Raw genomic sequence first — 12,842 nt, 5'->3', positions numbered from 1 at the left:
GGGAGCTCGGTGAGCCGACCGCCCCACCGGGGCAGGGGCTCTCCGGGGAGCTGGTGTTTCTGCCGGCCTCCCGGACCGGGGCGGACGGGCGGCGGGTCGAGTGTCCGCTGGTTGTGCGGCTGGCGCCGCGGCGGTTCCAGCTTTACCCGTGGGACCGGTTCGCCGAGCAGTGCCGCGTCGCCGAGATCCTGGCCCGTGACACCGACGTTCCGGTGCCGCCGGTGTACGGCCACGAGCTCGACCCGGCGGTGCTCGGCGCGCCGTTCGTCGTGCTCGGTCGGGTCGACGGCGACGTGCCCGCCGACATCCCGCCCTACCACATGCAGGGTTTCATGATCGAGATGGCGCCGGCCGCGCGGGCCAGGGTCTGGGACGCAGGCCTGGTCGCGATGGCCGGGATCCACCGGCTCGACCCGCGGCGGCTCGGGCTCGGTTTCGCGGGGCAGCCCGAGTACGGCCCGGTCGGGGCGGCCCAGCAGCTCGCCGCCTACGAGCGTCACCTGGAGTTCTTCGCCGTCGACGACGCTGCCCGGGGTGTGGTCGGCAACGCGCTGACCTGGCTGCACGACCATCCGCCGGCCGAACGCCACCCCGTCGGACTGGTGTGGGGGGATGCCCGGCTCGGCAACGTGATCTTCCAGGGGGAACAGGTCGCGGCCGTGCTCGACTGGGAGATGGTGTCGCTCGGTCAGCCCGAGACCGACCTCGGCTGGTTCCTGCACCTCGACCGTCACCTCAGCGAAGGCGTCGGGTTGGCGCGCCTGCCTGGCCTGCCGGACCGCGCGGCGACGGTGGCCCGCTACGCCGAGCTCCTCGGCCGGCCGATGGCCGACCTGGACTACTACCTCCTGCTCGCCTCGCTGCGGCACACCCTGCTCGCCGCCCGGGTCACCCGGCTGATCCGCGAGCATGGCCTGCTGCCACCCGACCGGGTGCCGCCGATCGACCGGTTCGCCGCCGAGCTGCTCGCCCGCGTGCTCGACGAGACCCGCCGCGGCGTCGCCGCAGGCGCCGACTGTTCCGGGGCCCACTGACCTCCGGGGCCCGCCGGCCGAAATTTGTCAGGTCAGACTTATCAACCTAGCCTGATGAAATGTCGTCCGATGAACCTGATACCCGTCAGATCGCTGTCGCGCTGCGGCTGAGCGTCGGCCTGCTGGTGCGCCGACTGCGCCAGGCTCACCTCGGCGGGGAGCTGACGATGCCCGAATCGGCGGCGCTCGCCCGACTCGACCGCGGCGGTCCGGCCACGGCCGCGGCGCTCGCGCGGCTCGAACAGATCAGCCCGCAGGCGATGGGTGCCACGCTCGGCGCGTTGGAGGCCCGCGGGCTCGTCGAGCGTCGGCGCGACCCGGCCGACGGCCGGCAGGTGATCCTCTCGCCGACCGAGCCGGGGCTCGCCGCGCTGCGCAGCCGGCGCGACGCGCGCACCGAGCTGCTCGCCGAGGCCCTGTCGGCCGGGTTCACCCGGGCGGAGCTGGACCAGCTCGCCGCGGCCGCGCCGCTGCTCGAACGCCTCGCGGAGCGGGTCTGATGCCGGTGTTCGGCGCGGGGACGGCTGTCGGGGCGTCCGGCGGGGCGGCGACGGGTGCGGGTGCGGGTGCGGGCGACAACTACCGGTGGGTGGTGCTGGCGAACACGACCGCCGCGGTGTTCATGTCCGCGCTCGACGGGTCGATCGTCCTCATCGCGCTGCCGCCGATCTTCCGCGGGATCCACCTGGACCCGTTGGCCCCGGGCAACGTCGGCTACCTGCTCTGGATGATCATGGGTTACCGGCTCGTGCAGGCGGTGCTCGTCGTCGCCCTCGGCCGCCTCGGCGACATGTTCGGCCGGGTCCGGATCTACAACGCCGGGTTCGCGGTGTTCACGCTCGCCTCCGTCCTGCTGTCGTTCGACCCGTTCGACGCCGGCCGCGGGGCGCTGTGGCTGATCGGCTGGCGGGTGCTGCAGGCGGTCGGCGGGTCGATGCTGACCGCGAACTCCGCCGCGATCCTCACCGACGCCTTCCCCGCCGACCAGCGGGGCTTCGCGCTCGGCATCAACCAGGTCGCCTCGCTCGCCGGCCAGTTCATCGGCCTCGTCGCCGGCGGCGTGCTCGCGGTGCTGGACTGGCGGGCGGTGTTCTGGGTGAACGTGCCCGTCGGGGTGTTCGGGACGGTGTGGGCGTACCGGCGGCTGCGCGAGACCGCCGCGCCGCGCGGCGGTCCCCGGCGCATCGACTGGTGGGGCAACATCACCTTCGCGGTCGGCCTCGCCGCCGTGCTCATCGCCGTCACCGAGGGCCTGCAGCCCTACCGCGGGCACGCGATGGGCTGGACCAATCCCACGGTCGTCGGCCTGCTCGTCGGGGGAGTGGCGCTGCTCGTCGCCTTCGTCGCCGTCGAGCGCCGGCACCCCGAGCCGATGTTCGCGCTCGGCCTGTTCCGGATCAGGGCGTTCGCCGCCGGCAACATCGCCGGGCTCGCCGTGTCCATCGCCCGCGGTGGCCTGCAGTTCATGCTGATCATCTGGTTGCAGGGGATCTGGCTGCCGCTGCACGGCTACGACTACGAGGACACGCCCCTGTGGGCCGGGATCTACCTGGTGCCGCTGACCGTCGGCATCCTGGTTGCCGGGCCGGTGGCCGGCATTCTGTCCGATCGGTTCGGCGCCCGTGGTCTCGCCAGCGCCGGGATGGCCGTGTTCGCCGGCAGCTTCGTCGGCCTGATGCTGCTGCCCGTCAACTTCTCCTACTGGGCGTTCGCCCTGCTCATCGGGCTGAACGGGATCGGCGGCGGGATGTTCGCCGCCCCCAACTCCTCGGCGATCATGGGCAGCGTGCCGGCGGAGCAGCGCGGCGCCGCCTCCGGGATGCGTGCGACGTTCCAGAATTCCGGGACGGCACTGTCGATCGGCGTGTTCTTCTCCCTGATGATCGCCGGCCTGGCGGCGACCCTGCCGGCGGCGCTGGACGACGGCCTGCGCGGGCAGGGCGTGCCGGCGGGGGCCGCCCACGACGTCGCCGCCCTGCCGCCGGTGTCGTCGCTGTTCGCCACCGTCCTCGGCGTGAACCCGGTCGAGCATCTGCTCTCGGCCGGCGGCGGCCTGGCCGCCGTGCCGCCCGCGAACCGGGCGACGCTGACCGGCCGCGAGTTCTTCCCCGAACTGCTCGCCGGCCCGTTCCACCATGGGCTCGTCATCGTGTTCGCGATGGCCGCCGGGCTCGGCGTCCTCGCCGGCCTCGCCTCCCTGCTGCGCGGCGCCGCCCCCGCCCGCCCAGCCGGTACGCCCGCTCCCGCGACGCCGCCGGCCGGAGCATCGCCGCCGGCCGGAGCGCGAACCGGGCCCGGCGTTCAGGCGGTCACGGCCAGAGGACGGCGCGGGTATGGCCGTCGGTGACCCGCGCCTCACCGACGACCTGGCCGCGGTCGTTGATCGCCGCCGCGTGACTTTCGCCGCCGCCGAGGTCACCGAGGGCGGTCATCCGGCCGTCGCGCCAGCGGAAGGCGAAGCGGCGACCGTCGGCGGTGGTGCTGTCGCCGATCACCTCACCGCGATCGTTGATGGCGATCGGCGAGCTGGCCGGGCCGCCGAGCGTCCCGAGGTCGCGAGGCCGCCCGAAGTCCCAGCGCACACCGTGGCCGGGCCGGCCGTCGGCGTCGAACGTCTGCCCGACGACCTGCCCGGCGTCGTTGACGGCGGTCGCCTCACTGGTGCGGCCGGGCAGGGCGGCGCCGAGGTCGATCAGGCGCCGGCCGACCCACGCGACCGCGTGCCGGGAGCCGGCGGCGGTGTCCGCCCAGCCGACGATGTCCCCGCGGTCGTTGATGTCCGTCGCCCAGGCCGCGCCCCCACCGGGCAGCGTGGGCAGCGCGTCGAGCCGGCCGCCGGCCCAGCGGGCCACGTGGTCGCGGTGGTCGTCCGCGTCGCTGATCTGCACGGCGACCTGGCCGCTGGCGCTGATCGCCACGCCGTCGCTCGACGATCCGGGCGGGGCGCCCAGATCGCTGGTCTGGCCGCGCCACCAGCGCACCGCGTGCCCGGTCCCGTCGGGGCCCCATAGCCCGCCGACGACCTCGCCGCGTTCGTTCTGGTCCCTGACCGGAAAGCCGGTGTCGACGACGCCACGCCCGGCACCGAGCACGAACCCGGTGTTGGGCCTGCTCCGCTGCGGCACCAACCCGGCGATCTGATCACTGTTGTTGATCTCGGACGGCCCGGGGGCGGCGTCCGGCAGCGCCGCCGACCGCCCCGCCGCCCAGCGGAAGCCGTGCAGGTCGTACGAGCCGCCGGAGGCGGTCCCGACGACCACCCCGCGATCGTTGATCGCCGTCGCCGAGTGGTAGGGCAGGTCGGGCGCGAATCCAAGATCGACCGGCGCAACCGATCGGTCGGAACCGCCGGCCACCGGCTGTGGTCCTGTTCGCCCGCCGGTCGCGGCCTGCGCCGCCGGCCCCGCCATCGACATCGTCGCCAGCACCGCCGCGGCCGTCGCGGCGGCGGAGGTCATGAGGGCTCGTACCGAGCGCATCGTCGTCCTCTCCATGGGTCTCGACCCCACCCCCCGCGGCCGCATCATCAGATGCGCGCAGTGTCCAAGACTTACGTTGCCCGACCGTAATTGACACTCTGTGATGATGTATCTACTACCCGACAGAAGGTCGGGACGATCGTCGCCGCCTGTGAGGGGGCGCGCTGCGCTGCGGTACCCGCGCAGGCCGGCACCCCGTGCCCCGCGGGGGGTGGCGGGAGCCGTACAGTGAGCCACTGTGGACCTTGAAATGGACCGGGTGGCCCGCCTGCTCGACGCGCAGCGCCGCGCGGCGGAGCTGTTCGACGAGGTCACCACGCGTGGCCTGCTCGCCCCCGGCCGCGGGGAACGCGAGGCCAGCGACCAGATCCGCGACCTCGCCCACGAGATGTTCGGCGTCGAGCAGCACTGGCACAAGCGGATCGTCCGCGCCGGGCCGAACACCCTGCACCCCTACGAGGAGAATCCGCCGGACCGGCCGATCGGCGCCGACGACATCGTCTTCTGCGACTTCGGCCCCGTCTTCGACGGCTGGGAGGCCGACTTCGGCCGCACCTTCGTCCTCGGCGACGACCCGGTCAAACACCGGCTGCTCGCCGACCTGCCGCGGATCTTCGACGCCGGCCGCCGGTACTTCGAGACCCGCCCGGACATCACCGGCGCCGAGCTCTACGCTGCCGTCGAGCGCCTCGCCGCGGACGCAGGCTGGGCCTACGGCGGCCCGCTCGCCGGCCATCTCGTCGGAGAGTTCCCGCACATCCGCATCCCCGGCAACAAGATCGAGTACTACGTCACTCCCGGTAGCGACCAGCCGATGCGGCGGATCGACGGCGACGGCCGGCCCTGCCACTGGATCCTGGAGATCCACCTCGTCGACCGCGACCGTGGCTTCGGCGGCTTCCACGAGGAGCTGCTCGACCTCGGCCACCGTCACGACTGACCGCTCGGCCAGCTCACCGCCACGTCACCTCGGCGAGATGGGCGGACTCATGCACCTGCCCCGGCCCGAACAACTCCGCATCGTCGCCGGCTTGCCGTTCTCGGAGTTAGGGGACGTTAGCCTGGCACGAGGGTGCGTCGTCGGGCGCCGCGCTGCGCAGGGAACGCGGGAGGATCCAGGTGGGCAAAGCCGGCACGGTGCGATCGAGTGCCCAGCGCACGCGTGAGAGGTTGCTGCTCGAGGCCGCCCGCATGTTTGCCACCCGTGGATTCCACGGGACGTCCATCGACGACCTCGGCGCCGCTTGCGGCATCAGCGGGCCGTCCGTGTACAAGCACTTCGGCAGCAAGGACGAGGTGCTCGCCGAACTGTTGATCGACATCGGCCAGCGGATGCTCGACAGCGGGCAGGCCGTCGTCGCGGCCGTGGGCGACGACGCGGACGCGTTGCGGCAGCTCATCGCGTGTCATGCCGGCTTCGCGACCAGCGAGCCCGACCTGATCAGGGTGCACGACCGGGACATGGCGAACCTGTCGGCCGAGGCGGCCCACCAGGTCAGGTCCCGGCAGCTCGCCTACACCCGGCTGTGGGTGACGCCGCTGCGCGCCCTGCGGCCCGGTCTCACCGAACGTCAGGCCCAGATCGAGGTGCATGCGATCTTCGGGCTGCTGAACTCGACGAAGTACAGCGACATCGGCATCGCGGCGCGCACCAGGCTGATCGGGATGGCCGAGCGTGCGCTCTCGCTGGCCGCCTGACGGTCCGCGGGTTAACCGGCGCTAGCCCGGGTTCGACGGCGGATGGCCGGGTCGGGGACGGTGACCCCGACGTTGTCGAACAGGTGCGTGCCGGTGAAGTCGGCGGACACCAGCAGCCGCAGCTCGCCGACCAGCGGGTCGACCCGGGCGAGCGTGGCGGCGTCGACCACTTCGGCGTAGTCGACCGGCGCCACCGCCGAGATCCGCCGCCGCAGCAGGGTACGGATCGCCTCCGCGTCCCGCTCGCCCGCCTCGACGGCGGCGACGGCTGCCCTCAGCGCCGCATAGAGCGCGGGTGCGGCGGCTCGGTCCGCGCCGGACAGTCTCCTGTTCCGGCTGGAGGCGCACAGGCCGTCGGCGAGCCGGACGACGGGACACGCGACGATCTCGGCCCGGATCGACAGGTCCACGACCATCCGGCGCAGCACCGTCAGCGGCACCCAGTCCTTCTCGCCCGTGTACGCCCGGCACGGGCCGACGATGTTGTAGTACTTCGCCAACGCCGTGGCCGCCATCCGCATGAACGACGGGTCCTCGGCGTTCTCCCACGGCGCGGCCAGCTCGTCGGCCGGCACGACGGCCGTGCGCACCGGGAGATCGGGGTACATCTGCGCCACGGCCGGGCGGAACACCAGGTTCACCCCGGCGTCGAACGCGAGGGCCGCGTCCGCGTCGAAGTCCCGGTCGTAGGCGGGGACCGCGTCGGAGGTGACGCCGGGGACCGGGGCCAGGAACAGCGGCATGATCGACAGGTCGCACTCGGCCGCCATGCGGCGGATCACCGTCAGGTGACCCTCGTGCAGGGCGCCGCTCGTCCCGAAGAAGCCCACCCGTCCACCGGCGGCGCGCACCGCGTCCGCCGCCGCCCGCACCTCGGCGATCGTCGTGACCGTGCGGGCGGAACCCGCAAGGTTCCCGCTCCCGTTCCCGTTCCCGGTCACGGCGTGGCCTCGCCCAGGACGGTGTCACTCGACGTGATCATGGGCAGGTCCAGGACGGAGACACAGCCGGGCGCCGCGGCGACCAGGGCGGCGAGTACGTTGATCGCCCGCGCCGAGTTGAGCTGGGCGTTGGCCGCCGCCGCCGGGGTCCCCGCCGGCCAGGTCAGGGTGGCGACCAACGGCGGTGACGCGTCGAGTTCCACGGTCCACGCCGGCTCCCGCTCCGTCTCGCGCCAGCCCGCGCCGAGCCCGAGCACCGCGGTCTGCTCGTTGGTGATCGTCAGGTAGGCGGTCGGCCCGCTGTAGGCGGTCCAGGTCCAGCGGACCCCGCCGACCGTGCCCGCCTCGACGGTGAGACCGCTGCCGGGGAGCGTCACGGTTTCGGCGGCCAGCGCGGTCCGCTTGTCCGTCTGCTCGATCCGGGTGAAGGGGATGCGCAGCGCGGCGGCCACCATCCTGGCCGAGGACGTCATCAGCCACAGCCAGCCGGCGTCCAGCACCTTGGCGGCCTCGGTCTCGCCGGGTGGCAGCCCGAGGCCCAGCCCGTCGCGCAGCTGCGCGACGGACGGGTAGTGCGCCACGTGGTTGCGCTGGACGGCGTCGATGTGCCGGACCGAGCCGGTGTAGCCGGTCAGGAAGATCGGCAGGACGTCGCTGATCAGACCCGGGATGTTGCCACCGGCGGCGAACGTCGAGCCGCCGGTGCGGCAGGCGTCGGCCAGCAGGGCCTGTTCCGGTTCGCCGTCGAGGAAGTAGCCGCCGAGCCCGGTGTAGACGTTGATGCCGGCGGCGAGCAGCCGGGCGATCGACGCGGGGTCGTAACCCTGCGCGCTCCAGATCGCCGCGTCGGGTGCCAGTGCGATGATCTCGTCGAGGCTGCGGGTGGTGGTGATGCCGAGCGGGGGGATGCCCACCACGTCACCCGCGTCGCGACCGGCCTTCTCCTCGCTGTGGACCAGGACCCCGACGAGCTCCATGCGGGGATGGCGGGCCAGCCGGCGGACGTTCTCCGCGCCGACCCCGCCGGTGAAACACTGCACGACCCGGATCATCGGAGCGCCACCACCTGGGCGTTGGTGGCCTTGCCGTGGTCGAACGTCTCGAAGATGTTGCTGCTCGAGCACACCGAGACCAACGGGGGAAGCGCCGTGCCGTCGCAGCTGAAGGTGATCCCGTGCCCGATCGGCAGCGGCACGTTCTTCGCGCTCCTGATCGCCGCGGTGACGGTGGCGGGGCTGACGTCACCCTGGATGCCCTGGGCCGCCCGGATGAACGACATCATGCCCTGGTAGCCGATGCCGGCGTAGCCGCCCGTCGGGGTGTCCGGCGCGTACCTGCCCATGATCGCGTCGTAGCGCCGCACCTCGGGATCATCCTTGCTGATCACGTCGTACGGGGTGGCGACCTGGCTGCCGTCGATGGCGGACCCGACCGCGTCCAGGACGCTGCGCTCCACGCAGGGCTGGGTGATCAGGGTGTCTGCGCTGTTGCCGACGGATTCCAGGGCCCTGATGACGCTGATGCACACCGTCGACTCGCCGATGACGGCGACCGCGTCGGGCTTGCGCCGCAGCGCCGCGCTGACGATCGGGGTGGCGTCCGGGGTGCCGGCCGGAACGGTGGCGATCGTGAAGTCCACCCCGGCGGCCTTGAACGCCGGCGCCCCCAGCTGCTGGGCGGCGCCGATGGCGGACGGGGAGTCGATGACGAACGCGGTGAAGGAGCGGTAGCCCTTGTTCCTGGCGTACTTCGCCCACGCCTGCAGGATCGAGGGGAAGCCGCCTGTCCAGACGAACGAGGCGGGCGACGTCAGCTCGGGAGCCGTCGCGCCGTTGGCGGTGATGTACGGGATGCCGGCCCCGGTCACGATCGGCGCTATCGTCGCGCCCAGGCCCGTCGAGGTCACGACCAGCGCGTCCGCCTTCGCCTCGACCACCTTGTTGGCGCAGGTCCGGGCGGTCGCGACGTCCTCCCTCGTCGGGCAGGTCAGCACGATCTCGATCCGGTGCCCCCCGATGCCGCCGAGGTTGTCGTTCGCGTAGCTGACCGCCGCCCTGGCCGCCGCCGTCGTCTCGGGCTGGCTGATCGCCGCCCCGCCCTCGTTCGTGATGATCGCGACGCGGACCGGCGCCGACGTGGTCGGCTTCGTGCCGGGAAACAGCGACGGGTCCGCGGACGCGGCCGCACCGCCTGCGGCCGCACCGCCCGGGGCGGAACCGTCCGATCCGCAGGCGGCCGTCGTCAGGACGAGCGCACAGAGCACCGTGCCAGCCAGCACGCGCGGGGCCATGCCCGCGCGCCGTAACGGGATGATCGACATCGTCGGTCCTTTACCTGGAAGTCGGGTTCATCCGCTGGGCACCCGGCCTGTGCCGGACGTCACAGCAGTGATCCAGGAAGCTAGAGCCCCACCCCCGGGCAAGTCAACGTTCGTTAGCCATCGTCCTTGAGATTCATCGATCCAGCTGCTTGATTTTCAAGGCCTATGGCTCACCAGTTGACCGCATCGGCGAACGGACGTTAGCCTCCAGCCGAGGTGAGGTCGTATGACCTACCGCACATTCCGAGTGCGGCTCCCCTCGCCGCACCGCCCGCACCAGTCCCGACTCGCATCGGAGCAGGTCATCAGTTGAGCGTCGGCATCGCCAGTGACGTGGACACCTTCGCGACGGCGGAGTTGGAGACCGTCCCCCCGGGAGCGCGCGACGTCGTCGTCGCGGTCGGCGCGAGCGGGATCTGCGCCAGCGACCACAGCGTGCTCGCCGGCCGCCTTCCCTTCCCGCTGCCGTTGGCGCTCGGGCACGAGTTGGCCGGACGGGTGATCGAGGTCGGAGCGGACGTCAGCCGCGTCCGCGTCGGTGACCGCGTCATCGGGGCGTCGATTCCCGCCTGCGGGCAGTGCTGGTGGTGTCGACGGCACCTGAAGTACCTGTGCTCGCAGACGCCGGCGATCTGGGCGGTGCCCCGCTACCGGACCGACGACGGACGTGCTGTCAGCGCGTTCTGCGGGCTCGGCTCCTTCGCCGAGACGACCACCGTGCACGAGCTGTCCGTGGTCGCGGTCGACACCGACCTTCCCGACGAGCAGCTCGCGCTGATCGGGTGCGGCGTCGTCACCGGTGCGGGAGCGGTCTTCAACACCGCGCGGGTCTGCCCTGGTGACGAGATCGCCGTCGTGGGCGCCGGCGGCGTCGGCCTCGCTGTCATCCAGGCCGCCGCCGTCGCCGGGGCGAGTCGCATCGTCGCGATCGAACCCGTCCCCGCCAAGCGCCGGCTGGCCGCGGAACTCGGCGCGACGGACGTGCTGGACCCGACGGTCATCGACGACCTGGTCCAAGCGGTCAGGGATCTCACCGGCGGTCGCGGGGTCGACGCGGCGTTCGAGGCGGCAGGGCGCGTCGACACGACGCTGGCCGCCTACCGGATGACCCGCCCGGCGGGAACCGTCGTCGCCGTCGGAGCGGCGGAGGCGACCGCGGTCCTCGACCTGGGCGCCTGGGAGCACGTCAGCGGCGGCCGGAACTTCACCAGCGCGGTGTACGGCTCCGCCGACATCGACGTGGACTTTCCGCTGCTGGTGCGCCTGGCGGAGGCCGGCCGCCTGAACCTCGATCGGCTCGTCTCCGCGCGCATCGGCCTGTCGGCCGCCGACATCACCGCCGCGTTCGCCGACACCGAATCCGTCCGCACCGTGATCCTCCCGTGACCGTTCACCTGCGCGAGCACCCGAAAGGCTGACATGTCGCTCTCCGGTAAGACCGCGCTCGTCACCGGCGCCGGCCGTGGCATCGGCCGCGCAGTCGCCCGTCGGCTCGCCCGCGACGGCGCGGCCGTCATCGTGAACTACTCGACCAGCGCCGAGCACGCCGCCAGCCTGGTCAAGGAGATCGAGGCGAACGGCGGCGAGGCATGGGCGGAGCAGGCCGACGTCGCCGACCTGACCCAGATCGACAGTCTGTTCGAGCGGATCCGAGCCCGCACCGATCGGGTCGACGTGCTCGTCAACAACGCCGGGCGCGGGGCCGGCGGCATGCCGACGCTGACCGCGACGACGCCTGCGATCTACGACTCCACGTTCGGCCTCAACGCCCGCGGCCTGTTCTTCGTGACGCAGCGGGCGGTCGAGCTCATGCCCGACGGCGGGCGCATCATCAGCATCGGCAGCGGCAGCTCGTCGACCCGCCAGCCCGGACTGTCGGCGTACGCGGGCAGCAAGGCGGCGGTCGAGGCCTTCACCCGCGTCTGGGCGACCGAGCTGGCCCCCCGCAAGGTGACGGTGAACGCGGTGGTCCCCGGCATCGTGGACACCGACCTGATCCGCAACGGGATGACCCCGCAGCTCGCCGAGCACTACGGCAGCCTGGTGCCGCTCGGCCGGCTCGGGCAGCCCGACGACATCGCGGACGTGGTGGCCTTCCTCGCCGGCGACGACGCCCGATGGATCACCGGCCAGTGCGTGACGGCCAGCGGCGGCGCCTGAACAGCGGCCCTGATCCCGCGGCCCTGATCCCGCAGCTCACCTTCCCGCGCCCGCAGCCCACCTTCCCGCGCCCGCGGCCATCCGCCGCCCGGCATCGCAGTCAGGAGCGCCGTCGTGCACGTCACCGTCGAATTCCCCGTGTCGGATCCGCACTACAGCCCCGAGCTGTTGACCGCGGCGGGGGTCATCCGGGTGGTTCAGACGGCCGAGCGACTGGGCTACGGGGCGGTCGCGTTCACCGAACACCCGGCGCCGTCGCTGAAGTGGCTCACGTCGGGCGGGCACGAGGCGCTCGACGTCGTCCCGGCGCTGGCGTTCTGCGCCGCGGCGACGACACGGCTTCGCCTCATGACATACCTGCTGGTACTGCCGTACCGCAATCCTCTGCTCACGGCCCGGGCGGCGGCGACCGTGGACATCCTCTCCGAGGGCAGGTTGACCGTCGTCGTCGGAACCGGCTATCTACGCTCGGAGTTCCGGGCCCTGGGCGTGGACTTCGACGAACGCAACCTGCTGTTCGACGAGGCGCTCGAGGTGCTGCGGGGTGTGTGGAGCCGATCCCCCTTCGACTACGAGGGCAGGCACTTCACCGCCGCCTCGATCGCAGCCCTCCCGATGCCCGTCACGCCGGACGGACCGCCGATCTGGGTCGGCGGAAACAGCGCCGTGGCCCGGCGTCGGGCGGCCCGGGTGCAGGGCTGGAGCCCGCTGATGATCCCCGAATCGATCGCCGGCACGACGCGCACGCCCGCCATGACGACGTTCGCCCAGCTCAGGTCGGCGGTGGCGGAAATCAACGATCTTGCCTCGCGGGAACGGGGACGGGACGTCACCGTCGACGTCCAGCTCCAGTCCCTGCAGAGCACGTGGCTCCAGGACCCGAACGGCTCGCCGGACGAGCACCTGGACTTCCTGGGCCAGGCCCGGGACGCGGGCGCGACGTGGTTCGTCGTGCAGCCCCCCGGGCACAGCGTGGCGGCCTGCGTCGAAGCTCTCGAGCGCTACGCCGACGTCATCCACCTCGCGGGCGAGTCGTGAGACCGACGGCGGCTCGGCGACCAGCTTTCCGTCACCGCCGTGCTCGACGGTGAGCTGATGTTCGTCTCGCTGCCCGCCGGGGGGTAATTTCCTTGCCCTTCTGGGGGTTCGACGTCTGATTCGTCCCCCTGGAAGGGCAAAGAAGTCGGATCGTCGGGGGCGTCAGAGGGGG

12 protein-coding genes are annotated in these 12,842 nt (G+C 72.5%); 8 read left to right on the top strand and 4 right to left on the bottom strand.

What is annotated here, in order from left to right:
- The 3 genes from NBZ83_RS22980 to NBZ83_RS22970 form a co-directional block, all read left to right on the top strand.
- Window positions 1–1,034: phosphotransferase family protein (locus NBZ83_RS22980; RefSeq protein ID WP_261575769.1), on the top strand; the 1,034-nt coding region annotated here is incomplete at its 5' end.
- A gap of 59 nt (window positions 1,035–1,093) precedes the next feature.
- Entirely contained in the window at window positions 1,094–1,534 is a 441-nt protein-coding gene (locus tag NBZ83_RS22975; protein ID WP_261567374.1) for a MarR family winged helix-turn-helix transcriptional regulator, read from the top strand.
- A complete protein-coding gene (locus NBZ83_RS22970) occupies window positions 1,534–3,381 on the top strand; it encodes an MFS transporter (RefSeq protein WP_261567375.1) in 1,848 nt (615 codons plus the stop codon). The genes NBZ83_RS22975 and NBZ83_RS22970 overlap by 1 nt, the downstream gene beginning before the upstream one ends.
- Here the strand turns inward: NBZ83_RS22970 and NBZ83_RS22965 are convergent.
- Window positions 3,344–4,492 carry a hypothetical protein gene (locus NBZ83_RS22965; protein WP_261567376.1) on the bottom strand — a complete coding sequence of 383 codons (1,149 nt, stop codon included), beginning with the start codon at window positions 4,490–4,492 and terminating at the stop codon, window positions 3,344–3,346. The two genes, NBZ83_RS22970 and NBZ83_RS22965, sit on opposite strands and share 38 nt — an antisense overlap.
- A gap of 259 nt (window positions 4,493–4,751) precedes the next feature.
- Here NBZ83_RS22965 and NBZ83_RS22960 point away from each other — a divergent pair, with 259 nt between their 5' ends.
- Both NBZ83_RS22960 and NBZ83_RS22955 read left to right on the top strand, forming a co-directional pair.
- Window positions 4,752–5,453 carry a M24 family metallopeptidase gene (locus NBZ83_RS22960; RefSeq protein ID WP_261567377.1) on the top strand — a complete coding sequence of 234 codons (702 nt, stop codon included), beginning with the start codon at window positions 4,752–4,754 and terminating at the stop codon, window positions 5,451–5,453.
- 179 nt (window positions 5,454–5,632) lie between these two features.
- Window positions 5,633–6,211: a TetR/AcrR family transcriptional regulator gene (locus NBZ83_RS22955; RefSeq protein WP_261567378.1), complete on the top strand. Its 579-nt coding sequence runs from the start codon at window positions 5,633–5,635 to the stop codon at window positions 6,209–6,211.
- Between the two features lie 11 nt (window positions 6,212–6,222).
- On the opposite strand, the gene NBZ83_RS22950 is transcribed toward NBZ83_RS22955, so the two are convergent.
- From NBZ83_RS22950 to NBZ83_RS22940, 3 genes are read right to left on the bottom strand one after another with little or no spacing between them, the layout of a single operon-like run.
- A complete protein-coding gene (locus tag NBZ83_RS22950) occupies window positions 6,223–7,152 on the bottom strand; it encodes a pantoate--beta-alanine ligase (RefSeq protein WP_261575768.1) in 930 nt (309 codons plus the stop codon).
- The gene (locus NBZ83_RS22945) at window positions 7,149–8,192 is read right to left on the bottom strand and encodes a hypothetical protein (protein ID WP_261567380.1); all 1,044 of its coding nucleotides are present in this window, start codon (window positions 8,190–8,192) and stop codon (window positions 7,149–7,151) included. The genes NBZ83_RS22950 and NBZ83_RS22945 overlap by 4 nt, the downstream gene beginning before the upstream one ends.
- Before the next feature lie 8 nt (window positions 8,193–8,200).
- The gene (locus NBZ83_RS22940; protein WP_261567381.1) at window positions 8,201–9,472 is read right to left on the bottom strand and encodes an ABC transporter substrate-binding protein; all 1,272 of its coding nucleotides are present in this window, start codon (window positions 9,470–9,472) and stop codon (window positions 8,201–8,203) included.
- 309 nt (window positions 9,473–9,781) lie between these two features.
- Between NBZ83_RS22940 and NBZ83_RS22935 the strand changes: the two genes are divergently transcribed.
- The 3 genes from NBZ83_RS22935 to NBZ83_RS22925 all read left to right on the top strand — a co-directional run bounded on the left by NBZ83_RS22935 (window position 9,782) and on the right by NBZ83_RS22925 (window position 12,670).
- Window positions 9,782–10,858, top strand: coding sequence for a zinc-binding dehydrogenase (locus NBZ83_RS22935; RefSeq protein WP_261567382.1), 1,077 nt, complete (start codon window positions 9,782–9,784; stop codon window positions 10,856–10,858).
- A 33-nt stretch (window positions 10,859–10,891) separates the two neighbouring features.
- Window positions 10,892–11,632 carry an SDR family oxidoreductase gene (locus NBZ83_RS22930; protein WP_261567383.1) on the top strand — a complete coding sequence of 247 codons (741 nt, stop codon included), beginning with the start codon at window positions 10,892–10,894 and terminating at the stop codon, window positions 11,630–11,632.
- Window positions 11,633–11,746: 114 nt separating this feature from the next.
- Complete coding sequence (locus NBZ83_RS22925; RefSeq protein ID WP_261575767.1) at window positions 11,747–12,670, top strand: LLM class F420-dependent oxidoreductase; 924 nt, start codon at window positions 11,747–11,749, stop codon at window positions 12,668–12,670.
- Window positions 12,671–12,842: the final 172 nt, after the last annotated feature.

It is taken from the genome of Frankia gtarii, from assembly GCF_025403375.1.
Taxonomy (GTDB): Bacteria; Actinomycetota; Actinomycetes; order Frankiales; family Frankiaceae; genus Frankia; species Frankia gtarii.
The sequence above is the reverse complement of the archived record's forward strand: the minus strand, read 5'-3'. Positions and strand labels throughout refer to the sequence as shown.